The sequence below is a fragment of the Streptosporangium sp. NPDC006013 genome, from assembly GCF_040614275.1.
In the GTDB taxonomy this organism is placed as follows: Bacteria; Actinomycetota; Actinomycetes; order Streptosporangiales; family Streptosporangiaceae; genus Streptosporangium.
Map to the genome: position 1 here is coordinate 1 of NZ_JBEXUE010000290.1, position 12,947 is coordinate 12,947.

The 12,947-nt window shown below is 68.6% G+C and carries 18 protein-coding genes and 1 pseudogene; 7 read left to right on the forward strand and 12 right to left on the reverse strand.

Annotated features, from left to right (window positions below; genetic code table 11):
- Positions 1-345: 345 nt before the first annotated feature.
- Positions 346-600, forward strand: a complete 255-nt coding sequence (locus tag ABZ260_RS33455; protein ID WP_355625748.1) for a hypothetical protein — start codon at positions 346-348, stop codon at positions 598-600.
- Between the two features lie 27 nt (positions 601-627).
- Here ABZ260_RS33455 and ABZ260_RS33460 read toward each other — a convergent pair whose 3' ends face one another.
- Both ABZ260_RS33460 and ABZ260_RS33465 read right to left on the reverse strand, forming a co-directional pair.
- The gene (locus ABZ260_RS33460) at positions 628-1,437 is read right to left on the reverse strand and encodes an IS5 family transposase (RefSeq protein ID WP_355625778.1); all 810 of its coding nucleotides are present in this window, start codon (positions 1,435-1,437) and stop codon (positions 628-630) included.
- A 378-nt stretch (positions 1,438-1,815) separates the two neighbouring features.
- Positions 1,816-2,424 carry a helix-turn-helix domain-containing protein gene (locus ABZ260_RS33465; RefSeq protein ID WP_355565233.1) on the reverse strand — a complete coding sequence of 203 codons (609 nt, stop codon included), beginning with the start codon at positions 2,422-2,424 and terminating at the stop codon, positions 1,816-1,818.
- A gap of 343 nt (positions 2,425-2,767) precedes the next feature.
- Between ABZ260_RS33465 and ABZ260_RS33470 the strand changes: the two genes are divergently transcribed.
- The gene (locus ABZ260_RS33470) at positions 2,768-3,328 is read left to right on the forward strand and encodes a hypothetical protein (protein WP_355625750.1); all 561 of its coding nucleotides are present in this window, start codon (positions 2,768-2,770) and stop codon (positions 3,326-3,328) included.
- A 1-nt stretch (position 3,329) separates the two neighbouring features.
- The gene (locus ABZ260_RS33475) at positions 3,330-4,769 is read left to right on the forward strand and encodes an NAD(P)/FAD-dependent oxidoreductase (RefSeq protein ID WP_355625752.1); all 1,440 of its coding nucleotides are present in this window, start codon (positions 3,330-3,332) and stop codon (positions 4,767-4,769) included.
- 52 nt (positions 4,770-4,821) lie between these two features.
- Here the strand turns inward: ABZ260_RS33475 and ABZ260_RS33480 are convergent, their stop codons facing one another.
- The 5 genes from ABZ260_RS33480 to ABZ260_RS33500 all read right to left on the reverse strand — a co-directional run bounded on the left by ABZ260_RS33480 (position 4,822) and on the right by ABZ260_RS33500 (position 7,412).
- On the reverse strand, positions 4,822-5,295 hold the full coding sequence (locus ABZ260_RS33480) for a phenylalanine--tRNA ligase beta subunit-related protein (RefSeq protein ID WP_355625754.1): 474 nt from the start codon (positions 5,293-5,295) through the stop codon (positions 4,822-4,824).
- A 36-nt stretch (positions 5,296-5,331) separates the two neighbouring features.
- A complete protein-coding gene (locus ABZ260_RS33485) occupies positions 5,332-5,979 on the reverse strand; it encodes an FMN-binding negative transcriptional regulator (protein WP_355625756.1) in 648 nt (215 codons plus the stop codon).
- A 61-nt stretch (positions 5,980-6,040) separates the two neighbouring features.
- On the reverse strand, positions 6,041-6,187 hold the full coding sequence (locus ABZ260_RS33490) for an EamA family transporter (RefSeq protein ID WP_355625780.1): 147 nt from the start codon (positions 6,185-6,187) through the stop codon (positions 6,041-6,043).
- A gap of 133 nt (positions 6,188-6,320) precedes the next feature.
- A complete protein-coding gene (locus ABZ260_RS33495; RefSeq protein ID WP_355625758.1) occupies positions 6,321-6,935 on the reverse strand; it encodes a hypothetical protein in 615 nt (204 codons plus the stop codon).
- Between the two features lie 189 nt (positions 6,936-7,124).
- The gene (locus ABZ260_RS33500; protein ID WP_355625760.1) at positions 7,125-7,412 is read right to left on the reverse strand and encodes a phosphotransferase; all 288 of its coding nucleotides are present in this window, start codon (positions 7,410-7,412) and stop codon (positions 7,125-7,127) included.
- 22 nt (positions 7,413-7,434) lie between these two features.
- Between ABZ260_RS33500 and ABZ260_RS33505 the strand changes: the two genes are divergently transcribed.
- Positions 7,435-7,662: an integrase core domain-containing protein gene (locus ABZ260_RS33505; protein WP_355625762.1), complete on the forward strand. Its 228-nt coding sequence runs from the start codon at positions 7,435-7,437 to the stop codon at positions 7,660-7,662.
- Between the two features lie 3 nt (positions 7,663-7,665).
- Here the strand turns inward: ABZ260_RS33505 and ABZ260_RS33510 are convergent, their stop codons facing one another.
- Complete coding sequence (locus ABZ260_RS33510) at positions 7,666-7,821, reverse strand: hypothetical protein (protein WP_355625764.1); 156 nt, start codon at positions 7,819-7,821, stop codon at positions 7,666-7,668.
- A 53-nt stretch (positions 7,822-7,874) separates the two neighbouring features.
- Here ABZ260_RS33510 and ABZ260_RS33515 point away from each other — a divergent pair, with 53 nt between their 5' ends.
- Positions 7,875-8,045 (forward strand): hypothetical protein, encoded by a 171-nt coding sequence (locus ABZ260_RS33515; protein ID WP_355625766.1) that lies wholly within the window; start codon positions 7,875-7,877, stop codon positions 8,043-8,045.
- 41 nt (positions 8,046-8,086) lie between these two features.
- Here ABZ260_RS33515 and ABZ260_RS33520 read toward each other — a convergent pair.
- Positions 8,087-8,218, reverse strand: a pseudogene (locus tag ABZ260_RS33520) (ATP-binding protein); the annotation flags it as partial.
- 41 nt (positions 8,219-8,259) lie between these two features.
- Entirely contained in the window at positions 8,260-8,910 is a 651-nt protein-coding gene (locus ABZ260_RS33525; RefSeq protein ID WP_355625768.1) for a hypothetical protein, read from the reverse strand.
- A 302-nt stretch (positions 8,911-9,212) separates the two neighbouring features.
- Between ABZ260_RS33525 and ABZ260_RS33530 the strand changes: the two genes are divergently transcribed.
- On the forward strand, positions 9,213-9,662 hold the full coding sequence (locus tag ABZ260_RS33530; protein ID WP_355625770.1) for a hypothetical protein: 450 nt from the start codon (positions 9,213-9,215) through the stop codon (positions 9,660-9,662).
- Between the two features lie 482 nt (positions 9,663-10,144).
- Positions 10,145-10,387, forward strand: coding sequence for a hypothetical protein (locus ABZ260_RS33535; RefSeq protein WP_355625772.1), 243 nt, complete (start codon positions 10,145-10,147; stop codon positions 10,385-10,387).
- A gap of 56 nt (positions 10,388-10,443) precedes the next feature.
- Here the strand turns inward: ABZ260_RS33535 and ABZ260_RS33540 are convergent, their stop codons facing one another.
- Positions 10,444-11,637, reverse strand: coding sequence for a hypothetical protein (locus tag ABZ260_RS33540; RefSeq protein ID WP_355625774.1), 1,194 nt, complete (start codon positions 11,635-11,637; stop codon positions 10,444-10,446).
- The gene (locus ABZ260_RS33545; protein WP_355625776.1) at positions 11,637-12,191 is read right to left on the reverse strand and encodes a sigma-70 family RNA polymerase sigma factor; all 555 of its coding nucleotides are present in this window, start codon (positions 12,189-12,191) and stop codon (positions 11,637-11,639) included. Before ABZ260_RS33545 ends, ABZ260_RS33540 begins: the two co-directional genes overlap by 1 nt.
- Between the last annotated feature and the right edge of the window lie 756 nt (positions 12,192-12,947).

A 12,947-nucleotide genomic window follows, 5' to 3' on the forward strand; every position in this document is an offset into this window, starting at 1 on the left:
CGCTGCCGGGCGGGCCGCAGCTCCTGCACGGCCGGGCCGCCCGCTATGCGGGAGCCCCTGAGATGCCGCGAAGACGGTACGGCGGGAATTGGGGTGCCGTTAACAAACGTGCTACTAGCCGCCAAAAAGTGGATCATGGGGTGAATCGCCGGCTCACGGGAATGGCTCAGTGGCAGGTGATGTCGGCGCTGGCTAGCGTGGTCGGTCACAGTTTGCCAACACCGCGGACGATGCCGCCGTGTGGGCTGGGAAAGTGGCGAGCCTGGAGGATATGAGGTTCTGGCGGGGGTTTCCCCGGTTTGCTCTGATCCTGCTGGGCGTTGTCTTGGTCGCGGACTGGCCTGGGTGCTGGAGTACTTCGACGGAGTGCGTGGGCTTGTCGGCAAGGACTTGGCGGCGGCGCTGGACGCAGTGCGCGGACGGGCGCCGGCGATCGCCACCGGGCTGATCGCGCTGGTGGCGGTGTATTACACCGCGCGCAACGCTGACACCGCCCGGCGGACCTTCCAGCTGGGTGAGCAAGGGCACGTTACCGATCGCTACACCAAGGCGATCGAGCAGCTCGGCTCGGACAAGCTCGACATCCTAGTGGGTGTTTGATCCCGTGAGTTCTGTCTGATTGTGGTTTCAGGTGTCTCTCCAGGTTGGGGTGGATTCGCAGGTGAGGCGGCGGGTCATGAGGTCGATCATGGCGATGTGAATCATGGCTTCGGAGCGGGCTGGCAGGGCTTCGTAGTCACGCGCCAGGCGGCGGTGGAACATCAGCTGGCCCAGGGTGCGCTCGACGACCCAGCGCCGGGGTAGGACGGTGAATCCCCTGGTGGCGGGGTTGCGGCGAACGACTTCGACGTCGATGCCCAGCGCGGCGCCACCTTCGATGACCTTGGTGCGGTAGGCGCTGTCGGCCCATGCCTTGGTGATGGCCGGGTGGTCTGCGGCGACCTGGGGCAGCAGGGGCAGGCCGGCGGCCCCGTCGGAGACACTGGCGGCGGTGACCATGACCGCGATCAGCAGGCCGAGGGTGTCGGTGACGATGCTGCGCTTGCGGCCGGCGATCTGCTTGCCCGCGTCGTAGCCCTGGCCGACGGCGGGCACGTTGGCCGAGGTCTTGACGCTTTGAGCGTCGATGACGCAGGCCGTCGGTTCGGGATCACGGCCTTCGGCGGTGCGTACCAAGCGGCGCAGCAGGCCGCTGAGCTGGGTGAAGACGCTGTCGTTCTGCCAGTGGGCGAAGTAGCCGTAGACGCTCTGCCAGGGCGGGTACTCGTGCGGCAGATAACGCCAGGGGATGCCGGTGCGGTCGACGTAGACGATGGCGTTCATGATGGCGCGCAGGTCATGCTCGCAGGGGCGCCCGATGTCCAGGCCTCTGCCGCGGCGGTCGGCGCGCCAGGCGCTCAGCACGGGTTCGATGAGCGCCCAGCGGGCGTCGGACAGGTCGCTGGGGTACGGTCACTGCTCGGCCATGCTTCCGGCGTACCGCGCGGCGCATCAGCCGCCCAGATCTCGATGGGTATCCCTCACCGGTGGGTAAGGACAGGGCGCCGTGTCTTGGGATGAGACAGGATTTTCCTGGACCAGACCGGCTTACGGCAGTTCTGCGACTACATCACCGATCCGTACTACGGCTGGCCGGCCGAATGCAAGGACCGTTTCAGACGCGCGAAGTAGTCCGGAGCGTGCTTCCGCAGCCGAGCGTCATGCCAGGTCAGCCAGAACGGCTGTGAGGAAAATACCGCCGCCGCACCGTGGGATCCGGCCGGCAACCGCCGGCAGGGGCTCGACCACTTCATTCCTGAGCGCAGGCCTGCGGTTTCAGGCGCCTGCCGGTCCGCTGTAGTCGGTGGCGGCATAAACCTGCAGGAGCCTCTCGACTCCGCGCAGGAAGGTCTCGCAGATCAGCACCGGGTCGAACAGGCAGCCGGCGGCCATGGCGCCGTCGCGCATCATCACGAAGTGGCGGGCGGCGGGCTCGGCGCCGGTCTCCTGGATCTTGGCCAGCAGTTCCGTGACGGTTTCCAGGAACCATTGGCGGTGGGCGAGCACGGCCTTGCGCACCGGGGACTCGGGGTCGGGATACTCGGCGGCAGCGTTGAGGAAGGCACATCCCCGGAAACCGGGGGACTGGATGCCCTGGGCGATGGACTTGGTGAGGGCCCGGATGGTGTCGGCGGCCGGTAGTCCGGCGGCGACGGCCTCGTCCGCCTGACCCCGCATAGCTCGGTCGACCTCGTTCAGATAGGCGAGGACAAGGTCTTCCTTGCCGGGGAAGTGCCGGTAGAGGGTGGCCCGCGTCACCTGCGCTTCGGCGACGATGCGATCGATGCCGACGGCGTGGATGCCCTCCGCGTAGAAGAGCCGGGTGGCCGTGTTGAGCAGCCGGGACCGCGCTTCGGACGGCCGGCCTTCGGATTGGCTGGGCATACCGCCATCCTAGCGGATAGAACGTTCGGTCTTGACAGTCGGCGCCGCAGGTTGCCATGCTGAGCCGAGACAGAACGTTCGGTCTAGCGGGGGAAGGTCCAGCAGCGGCTCATCGTATTCACGCACGCACCAGTGGCTGCCGCGACCAGGGGCGTCGCGCAGCGCCATCCGCCGGCAGCGCCTCCACCGGCACGAGCGAGGCGGCGGCCTGGCAGACCACCCGTCCTGGTACCTGGTCAGCAGGCAGGACCAGGCCATCGCTGGTCGCCCACCTGATCGAGAAGGCCGACCGCGGGACGCGCTGAACCGCTCTCCTCGTCACTCATCCACTGAAAGGATCATCATGAGCACTATCGCTGCTTCGCCCGGTATTTCCGGGACCGCGTCCGCATTGCGGCGGCTGTACTTCGTCCGGTTCGCGTTCGCCATCGTCTGGGCCCTCGTGATGTTCACGACCGCCTCAAAACTGGGTCCGGTCGCGGTCACTCTGCTCGTGCTCTACCCGCTGTTCGACGTGGCCGCCGCCATCATCGACGCCCGCGCGTCGCGCACCACCGGATCACCTGCCCTGCTGTACGTGAACATCGCGGTCAGTGGGATCACCGCCATCGGCGTGGCCATCGCCTGCGCGTCCGGTATCCCGGCGGTGCTGCGCGTGTGGGGCGCTTGGGCGGTCGTGGCCGGGCTGGTCCAGCTGATCGTGGGTGTCACCCGCCGTAAGATGGGCGGCCAGTGGCCGATGATCATCAGTGGCGGCATCTCCATGCTCGCCGGTGCGTCGTTCATCGTTGGTGCCTCCGCGGACAGCCCGACACTGACCAACGCGGCCGGCTACGCCATCCCCGGCGGCATCTTCTTCCTCATCTCGGCCTTCCGGCTCGGCCGCGCCGCGAAGGGAAACTGACATGGACAGCAACACTTACGACGTCGTCGTCATCGGGGCCGGCCCGGTCGGGGAGAACGTCGCCGACCGGGTGGTGCAGGGCGGGCTCAGCACAGCCATCGTCGAGCGCGAGCTTGTCGGTGGGGAATGCTCCTACTGGGCCTGCATGCCGACCAAGGCATTGCTGCGCAGCGCGGCGGCGTTGCGGGCGGCGCGTCAGTTGCCGGGAGCGCGCGAGGCGGTGACCGGCGGTCTCGACGCGGCCGCGGTGCTGGGCCGCCGGGATTCCTTCGCCTCGCATTGGAAGGATGACGGTCAGGTCGGCTGGCTCGATTCGGCCGGCATCGCTCTGCACCGTGGTCAGGGCCGGATCGTGTCCGCGAACGCGGTCGAGGTGACCGGCGACGACGGCGTCCCGGTCACGTTGACGGCCCGGCATGCGGTGGTCATCGCGACCGGAAGCGGCGCGCTGCTGCCGGACGTTCCCGGTTTGCGCGAGGCCGCGCCGTGGACCAGCCGGGAGGCGGCCGCCGCGAGCGCGGTCCCCGGCCGGCTCGCGATCATCGGTGGTGGCGTGGTGGCGTCGGAGATGGCGACCGCCTTCGCCGCCCTGGGGTCCTCGGTGACAATGCTGGCCCGTGACGGTGTGCTGCCGCTGGCCGAGCCGTTCGCCGGCGAGCGGATCACCGAGTCGTTGCGGGAGGCCGGTGTGTCGGTACGCCTCGGCGCGGAGGCCGCATCGGTGCACCGCGACGAGGCCGGAACGGTGCACATCACGATGACCGACGGCGAGCAGGTCGAGGCCGACGAGGTTCTGGTGGCGATCGGCCGGACACCGAACACCCAGGACATCGGTCTCGGCACCGTCGGCCTGACGCCGGGTGCCTGGCTCACGGTGGACGACACGCTGCGCGTGGTCGGGGAGGACGGGGCGCCGATCGGTGACGGATGGCTGTACGCCGCCGGTGACGTCAACCGGCGAGTGCTGCTGACCCACCAGGGCAAATACCAGGCCCGCGCGGTCGGCGACGTCATCGTGGCGCGGGCGAAGGGCGAAGCGGTCGAGGACGGCCGCTGGGGCCGGCACGTCGCCACGGCCGACGAGCGCGCGGTGCCCCAGGTGGTCTTCACCGAACCGGAGATCGCCTCGGTGGGGCTGACCGCGGCCGCGGCCGAGGCCGCCGGGGTACGGATCCGCGTCGTCGACTACGACCTGGGCGCCGTCGCCGGATCCGCCCTGCACGCCGACGGCTACCGAGGGCACGCCCGCATGGTCGTCGACGAGGACCGGACAGTGATCGTCGGCTTCACGCTCGTCGGCCCGGACGTCGCAGAACTGCTGCACGCCGCGACGATCGCGGTCGTAGGCGAGGTTCCGCTGGACCGGCTGTGGCACGCGGTTCCGGCGTTCCCCACGGTCACCGAGGTGTGGCTGCGGCTGCTGGAGGCGTACGGCCGCTGACCGGCGGGCCGCGTGCTGTTCCTGTCGCGGCTGCTCAACCGAAACCGCATGATCACGGCGACCCCGTCAGGCTGTGACACGGGCACTCGGTGGTGTCGGGTTCGCCGAGGGGGGTGAAGTTCTCGGTGCCGTCGGCGTAGCGGATGTGGATGTCGCCGGTGATGTGGTCGAGGTCGAAGGTGCCGGCGGGCAGGCCGTGGGTGACCGAGACGGTGTTGTAGGTGTCGACGGCGGGGTTGATGCGCGGCAGGGTGCCTTTCTTGGCCAGGCGGCGGCCAAGTGCGTCGACGCTGGGCCGGATGCGGCGGGGGTTGGTGCCGAAGGAGCGGTAGGCGGTGTGCCAGGTGGCGATGAGGGGGTTGTTCTCGTCGGCGGGCTGCCAGGTCCCGGCGGCCAGTCGCTGTTCCAGGTCGGTCATGGCGGCGGGCCAGGGCTGGGTTCCGCACCGGCCAGTGGCGGTGACCACGGCGATGAGCGTGTCGGGGAAGGTCTCGGCTACGGCCGGGGTGAGGTGGATGGCGGTCATGTCGATGCGCCTTCGCAGGCGTTAAGGGCTCGGGGTTCAGGGCTTCCAGGTGCCGATGCGGTCGGTGCGGCGGCGCTGCTGGGCTGCGGTGGGCAGGTCGAGGCCCTGGCCCCGTTCGGTGAGGAGGTCGGCGACCGTGGCGCGATGCTGGACAGACTTGTGGTCGTCGTATTTGAACTTGGCCTGGACGGCTGTGACCTCCAGGCGCAGCCCGCAGATGCCGGACAGCATCCGCCCGTAGGGCGGCTGGCCAGGGGCAACTGGGGCGTGATCACCGTTGGGCTGGAAGTGGGCGAGCTGGCGGGTCAACAGATCGGCCTTGCCGGCGGGGTCGTCGACGACGTGGGCGCGGCAGGTGAACTGGACGGCGGCGTAGTAGCTGGTGGGGACGCCCTCAACGGCCGGGATGCCCGGGGCGGCGCGCCAGGGGCCGGGAATGTAGGCGTAGTCGCCGATGACGGTGAAGGTGACGTTCGAGTCGTGCTCGATCGCCGCCCACACCGGGTTGGGCCGGGCCAGATGGATGAGCAAGTCGTCGCCGTCGCAGGCGAAGTGGGTGGGCACCACGGCGGGCGGCTGTCCGGGCGGGCCGTTGACGGCGAGTTGGCCGAAGTCGTGGCCGTCGGCGACCCACGCCTTCCACTCGGCCTCGTCCAGAGCGGTGTCCCAGGGCTGAATGAACATGAAGTCCTCCTCTATCAGTACGGTGAAGTCAAGACGATGAGGGGCCGGCTGGTGGGGCCGGTCAGGTGAGGGCCAGGAGGCCGACGGCGACAGCGGCGGTCGCCAGCCCGGCGACCTGGCTGCGACCGATCCGCTCGTGCAGCACCCCCCAGGCCAGCAGGACCGTCCCGGCCGGATACAGCGCGGTGATCACCGCGACGACCGACAGGTCACCGCGATGCCGCTGACCTTGCCCGAGGGCTCCACGAGGACGTGCAGTTTCCCCGGCTCAGCGGCTCCAAGATCGACCTATGGCCGCCTTTCCCCGTACCTCGGCAGGACCCGGAGGTGGGCCGTCAACCTCAGCGGTCCGAGGCGGACGAGTCCAGTTCGTCTGCTCGACGCAGGTCCTTGGGGCGGCCTATGGCGCGGCGCATCTGGATCAGGTCTTTTCGGGAGAGGTAGTGAACTTCCAGGCCGCCGGGGTCGACTGCGGTGATCGCGCGGTCGAGGAACTCTCGGACTTGAAGGATTCCCCAGGGGAGCGCTGGGGTGCAGCAGTCGCCGCTGGCTCCGGGCGAGGTGAACTGCACTTTGGGACGGAGAAAGGAATCCGGGTGAGTTGCTACGGGTTTACCTGTTTCGTCGGTGAGTTGGGCGTTGACGGAGGTGAAGGCGGTCGCCAGGGCTGGGGCATGGGCCGGGGCGCCGTCCCAGAGCAGGTCTAGATCGCCGGTCAGTTCGGTGGATCCATGCATGATGCCGGCGACTTGCCCGATCACTACGACCCGGATGCCGTTGTGGTGGAAGGCTTCGAGCAGAGGGAACGGGTCGAACCCGAGGGCATCGTCCGTGTCGATCGTGCCGACGTCGTCGTTGGCGTCCTCGTGGCTCAGGCCGGTAGCCGCCCGGTTTAGGGCCAGTTCACGGGTGCGTCGTGCGGCGGTGCGGAGTCGTTCCAGCGGTTCGTCGATCATCTGATTCATGCAACACCGGCTGCACTCCTGGCGCACTCGAATTTCGTAGGGTCTGGCCGGGGTCCCGAACTGACGATAGTTGGATAGGCGAGCTCACCAGTTCGGGGACCCCTTTGACCACAACCTGCAGACGGTGTTCGACAAGACCGAGAGCTTCGTCGCCGAGTCGGTCACGGCCGGCGCAACCGGTTAAGCCATGTCCCAGAGCAGGCGGTAATAGGCGATGCGTTCCAGGTCCGGGGTGATCCCGTATGCGTCGTACATGATGCCGTCGTGGCCCGGGCCGTAGTTCCACTCCGTGCTCCAGGCCGTGACCGCGAGGTCGGCCCATCGGTCGGCCGCGCCGAGCGAACCGAGGTCGGCGTGCGCGGCGAACGTGCCGTCGTCGTGCAGCAGGGTGTTGGGGACGCACGCGTCCCCGTGACAGACGACCAGGCGGTCGATCGCGGGCGGCTCGCCGATGCACGCCCGGGCCAAGGCCTCTGGGCTGGTCCCCTCGATGGGGTCGGTCGGCGACTGCTTCGACAACGCCGTCATCGAGTCGTTCAGGGGCCGGATGCAGACCGAGCTGCTCAACCGCCGACGGTGGAAGAGCCGCTTCGAACTCGCCAACGCGATCTTCGGGTACCTGGAGATCTTCCACAATCGACAACGACGACATAGTGCTCTGGGGATGCGCACCCCGATCGAATACGAGATCCTCTACGCAAACAACCAGCTGGCATGACAGTCAACCAAGCCAGCTCCACGGAACTCGGGGAACATCAGCCTGGCGGATCGTCAGCCCGTCGGCCAACAAGGTCTGGGCGATGTCGAGGATGCGGGCGCGTTCGCGGCGCCGGTCTTCCTCGGTGGGCAGGTCCATCCGGGCGGCGTGCTCGGCCACCCCGGCCTCCACATCTCCCCGGCGCGCACCAGGCAGGTGTGAGGCATCAGGAGATGCTCGGTGCCATCGGCGGTAACACGGTCATGTCCCTGAGCCCTTGCTTCCTGCTCGGCCAGGTCCAGCGCCTGCCGGGCACGAACCGTCAGGAGGCGCTCCAGGGGTTGATGAAGGGTCGTCTTCCTCAGCTTCCTCAGCATGGCGCCTCCGTCCGCGCGAGCAACTGACAACAGTATGGTGGCGCTGAGTTGACCGTGACAGGGGGCGGTCAACTGGCTTGGTGTTCGGCGCGGGCTTTGGCCTGGGCAAGGCGGTAGGAGTCGCCGCCGGTCTCGATGATGTTGCCGGCGAAGGTGAGGCGGTCGACGATCGCGGCACAAAGGCGCGGATCGGTGAAGGTTCGTTGGGTTTTCGGCCACGACTACGGGCACCGCTTGAAGATCAGCGCATCCGCTGAGCCTGACTTTTTTGAGTGTTGATCCCCAAGTCCCGACGCCGCACCGCGGCAAGGAACCGGATGAGGATGGCACCAATACTCGCTGCGGCGGCCGTCCATACGATCACCAGCGCCCAGGACGCCGTCGGACGCCCGATCAGAAAGATCTGGGGCGGCAGGAAAGTCATTTCGACGATCGCGCCGACCGGTACCGTCAACCTGGCAAGCAGGCCAATCACCCCAGGCCGTCCGATGCTCGCGCCAACGGCGCCCAGAATCGGCCCAAAGAGCACGCTCGCGAGCCACCAGGAGAGCATCAGCCTCCACTGCCAGGCCAGCGGAACGCCCGTAAAGGCGGACTCCCCGCAGTAGTACGCCGCCGTGGCCGCGATCAATGCCAGAACACCGGCGCCCGCCCCGCGGATGAGCCCACCGACCAGCCACCCCACGGCCACCGCCAGCGCCGCCCAGGCCCAGCCGACGTCCAGCAGCAGGCTCACCATTTCTGCGGCCTTCTCGACCCACACCCAGCCCGCATCCACCGACCGGCGTCCGATCATCCCGCCCGGAGAGGACACGTCCTTGACGAGGGAGAGGGCCGCGCCAAATCCCGCACCAAGCGTAAGAACGCCGACCGCACTGCGAATGATCTTCACTTCGCGAGAATACGCGCCCTTCAAAAGCCAACGCCCCGCAGAGACCGGACCGCTGGACCTGGTCGACACCCGTTGGTAGATCCGCGACAACCTCGTCGCCCGCATCGCCGAGGCCGAGCGTGAAGGCTGGCTCGGCGAGGTGGAAGGACTCCAGGTCAGCCTGGCTGGCGCCGAAGACAAGCTTGCTCAAATGGACCGGCGAACTCTCGGCGGTACGGCGATCAACCTCGGCATGCCACGCATAGCCCCAGCTCAACCCGTCCGGGAGGAGAAGGGAACGGGTTCGCTGAGACAATCAGTGGATGATCAGCAATGAGATCCGGTTCGACTGCCGGCAACGTGGCGACGGCGGCGTGCTCATGATCGTCCCTCGCATCGACGGAGCACCACTCACCGAGCTGATCGACAGGTTTGAGATCACGGCCGGGATGCAGCCTGCAGGCGACGCCTACGGCGGTCTGATCCCGCAGTTCTTCCGGTTCGGCCCGATGCTGGACCACTTCCTCGGACGGTCCACCAACGCGATGGGGCCGAAGACACCCGTTCTCGGTTGTGAATGCGGCGAGTGGGGATGCTGGCCGCTCATGGCCCGCATCACCGCGACAGCCGGCCTCGTGATCTGGGACTCCTTCGAGCAACCCCACCGCAAGACCCGGGACTATGTGGCATTCGGTCCGTTCCAGTTTGACCGTCACCAATACGATGACGCCCTGCGCGCGCTGAACGCGGCAATCGGCTCCGACGAGACGTGATCCGCCCTCGTCAGCGCTAGTTCAGAGAATTGACAGCACTCCCCGGACCATCCGCATGTGCATCCTGATCGCGGTTGCAGCCGCGTCATGGACCTACTTCAAGTAGCGAACCGCCGAGGCCCCACGCGCCGGGCGGTGATGAGGACAAGGAGCAGAGCTCCGCCGAGATGTGAGATCGACGACTTCGCCCTGTGCTGATCGCGACCCGGGCGGAGTGGCGTGGGAACCCCAGCCCACGAGGACCGATCACATGGCGACCGACAATCGTAAACGCGCCATCCGGGAACGGATGGACATCACGGGCGAGCTGTACACCGAGGCCGCCCGCCACATCGACCACCCCGCTCCCGGCCTCAGCGTGCTGGCTGAGCTGCCGTACGCCGCGGGCCGCCCGGTGAACCTCGCCCTGGCCGCCGCTATCGTCGCAGGCTGCCGCGCCGGATGCCGCTCTTGCCAGAAGCTGCCCGGTCACCGCGTTCGGCGTGATCCAGAAGCGCGACGGCCGCTTCGGCTTCGTCGCCTCCGAGGGCGAGGTCGTGGCCGGGCCGCTGCTGCGGATCGGCAACACCACCAGCCGGGTCGACTTCGGCATGGACCCGGGGGAGTGGACCGACGCCTGGAGCACCACCGGCATCTCCCACCACTGGGCCCTGGGAACCGGCCACCGCGTGGCCGACCTGCAGGCCGAGGCCGACCTGCTGGAGGTCGACCTGGTACGGGTGTGAGACGCGGTCCAGCCGGGCGCGGCGCCCGGCTGGACCTCCCCTGTTGGTCCCCCTCGTTACGGGCGCTCGCCCGGGCCGTTGACCCAGCCGGCGTCCTGCAAGGTCACCCGGAGGAGGGGCGCGTCGTCCTCGACCTCGGTGACCTCGTACTGGAGCAGGTTCGCGTTCTCGGGGTCGATGACCAGCCGGTACCTGATCTTGTCCGGACGGTCCCGGTCGTCCGGGCCGAGGACTGTCAGGACGGCCCCCGAGCGTCCCATCGAGTCGGTGGTCGTGCCCTCGGCGGTGATGCCCGGTTCCCCGGCCATGACCCGGAACAGCGCCGCCTTGGTGCCCGGCGTGATCGGCGCCGACAGCAGGTCCACGCCCGTCTGCCACAGGTAGCCCGCGAAGTCCTGCAGGCCGCCGCCCTTCGGCCGGGCCTCGAACAGCCCGCGCAACTCGCGCTCCAGCGCCTTTGCCGAGGTCGGCAGCTCATCCACGTTGCGCATGTTCAGGCCGGGGTTGGCGATCGACAGCACCCGCGCCGGCCCGTCGTGGCTCTGCGGCCCGGTGCTATGGACCAGTTTGGGGGAGCCCGCAGCCTTCCACCGCGCCTCGTCCTCGGACGAGCCGAAGGTGACCTTCGCGTCATCCGTGCGCCTGGAGCGGTCGGTGTCGCCTTGGGCGCGGGCCCGCCACAGCTCGTCGGTACCTTCGGCGAAGGCGGCGTAGGGGAGCCCGGTCTTCTCCAGGATCTCCGCTTTGTCGGCGTTCTTGTCGCCGTGCTTCTTGACCTGCTTCTCGATCTCCTTCTGGTACGCCACCGGGTCCACATGCAGCCGCTGGAACGTACGGTCGCGGGTGTACCACCAGCGGCCCGAGGAGGCCGGCGCCTTGGCCGCGGTCTCGGCCGCCGCCAGCAGGAAGCCGCGCGCGTCGATGGTCGCCGGCTCGGCCGGCGTGCGGGAGGTCGCCCCGGGGACCGGCGCGACGGCCTTCCCGTCGCCCAGGCCCGGCACGATGATCACGGCGGCGGCGAGGCCGGCGGCGGCCGCGCCGGCGACCAGTAGCAGCGTGCGGCGGGGGGCGCGCACGCGTACCTGTTCCCGCGGGGTCTCGAAGGCCCGCCGCAGGTCGGCGGCGCGCCGCCGACCGTAGGCGTCCTCGGTCAGCTCGTCCAGCGCGGCCGGCCTGAGCTCGGCGATGATACGGTCGGACATGTTCTGCTCTTCCCTTTTCCTGTCGTAGGGGCCGTGGACGTGCGGCATCACGCCTCCTCCACGAACGCGCGCCGCGCGGTGCGCGGGGCGGTGCCGGTGGTCTTGGCGTCCAGGCGCAGTGCCACGCCCAGCCGCTTGCGCGCGCGGTGCAGCCGCACGTTGTAGGTGCGCGTGGAGCACCCCATGACCATGGCGGCCTGATCGGGCGGCAGCCCGTGCCAGGTGGCCAGCACCATCGCCTCGACGTCCTTCTCCGGCAGCGCGCTCAGCGCCTCCAGGGCGCTCTCGCGGTCCACGATGTGCTCGGCGACGTCCCAGCTCACCCGGTCGCGCTCGGTGCTGAGCGCGATGATCTGCTCCACGAGGGCCTGCCGCCGGTAGCGCGAGTCGCGCTGTTTGGCCAGCAGGTTGCGCGCGACCCCGAGGAGCCAGGGCAGCGCCGGCTCGGGGATCTCGCCGATCCTCCGCCAGGCGACCAGGAACGCCTCGCTGACCACGTCCTCGGCGGCCTCGCGCTCGGCGCGCAGCAGGGCGTAGCCCAGCACGCTGCGGTAGTGCCGGTCGTAGAGCCCGGTGAATAATTGTTCTTGGGAATCGTTCACGCCCAGAAGTCCCTCCGCGGGCTCCAGGATTACCGGCCGCACCGGAAAAACGGTGCCGTATGGCGTAACCGGGCCGCGTCTTCGCGGGCGCCGACTGGTTCGGCGGCGGTGCGGACGAGCGCCGCTGTCTGGTCGGGGTGGTGCTGGACGGCCTGACCGGGGTCAGATGGCCGGCACAGCGTGGTGATCGTCACGGTTCGGCAAGCAGCACCACGCGGTCGGTTGCGACGTCGAAGCCGAGTACCGGGTGATGGTCGTCGCCTTTTGGTGTCATCAGACCGGCTTGCCCAGGCGGCGGCCGATTGCCCGCAGGAAGCCGCACAACAGGTCCAGCCCTTCCTGGCCCTGTAGGTCTCGCAGATCGATGTCGAAGTCGACGGTCTCGTCCGCGTAGAAGCGAAGGATCGCCAGGACTCTCGGGGCCGGCCAGACCCGTAGTGCGGGGTTGGCGTTGGGGTGCCGTTAACAAACGTGCTACTAGCCGCCAAAAAGTGGATCATGGGGTGAACCGCCAGCTCGCGAGAGTGGGGATTCCCGCAAGTTACCTGCTGGTACGGCCGGGATCGGGAGAGCCGGACCCATTGCGTCCGGGACGTAATGGGTCCGCTGGTTTCAGCCTCTGCCCCTGCGCCGGCCCGCGTCACGCTCCAGGTACGGGGTCGAGGAACCCGACTACCTACCAGCCGCCGTGCAGGTGCTCATCTGCGAATTCGCAGATGAGCACCTGCACGGCGGCTGGTAGGTAGTCGGGTTCCT